The sequence below is a fragment of the bacterium genome (genome assembly GCA_020440705.1).
GTDB lineage: Bacteria > Krumholzibacteriota > Krumholzibacteriia > LZORAL124-64-63 > LZORAL124-64-63 > JAGRNP01.
In genome coordinates, this window is sequence record JAGRNP010000343.1 from 1 (window position 1) to 576 (window position 576).

Annotated in this window: 1 protein-coding gene; it reads left to right on the plus strand. The window is 75.2% G+C overall.

Annotated features, from left to right (window positions below; all coding sequences use genetic code 11):
- Window positions 1–576, plus strand: a 576-nt coding sequence (locus KDM41_18705) for a hypothetical protein (protein MCB1185455.1), incomplete at both ends; no start/stop codon positions are given.

The window sequence follows — 576 nt, forward strand, 5'->3', positions numbered from 1 at the left end:
TCGGCGTCGAGGTCCTCGACCCCGAGCTCGCCGCCCGCCCGGTCCGCGCCGTGACCCACCGCGCCGAGGACCTCGGGCCCGAGGTGATCGGCGTCGGCGTCCACGAGTGGTACGCCGATCTGCACCCCGCGATGCTCGCGGCCACGACCCCCGCGGCCGCGCTGCTCGTCGATCGCCCGGGGCGAAGCGCCAGCGGCTCCCCGGTGCTGCAGGTCGCCAACGCCAACGTCGCGCTCTCGACCCTGGCCGCGGAGCTCGAGGGTCGCCCGGCCCAGCGCATCCCGATCGTCGGGGTCACGGGCACCGACGGCAAGACCACGACCACGACCCTCGTCGCGTCCGCGCTGACGCGCCTGGGCTGGCGAGTCGCTCGCACCGGCACGCTCGGGGCCCAGCTCGCGGGCGCCCCCCACCCCCTGAGCCGCACCGTCCCCGAGCCGCCCGAGCTGCACGCGCTGTTCTCGGCCATGCTGCGCGAGGGCTGCGAGGTCGCGGTGATGGAGATCGGCAGCTTCGGCCTGCGCTTCCATCGAGCCGACGCCGTGCCCTTCCACATCGGCGTGTTCACCAACCTGA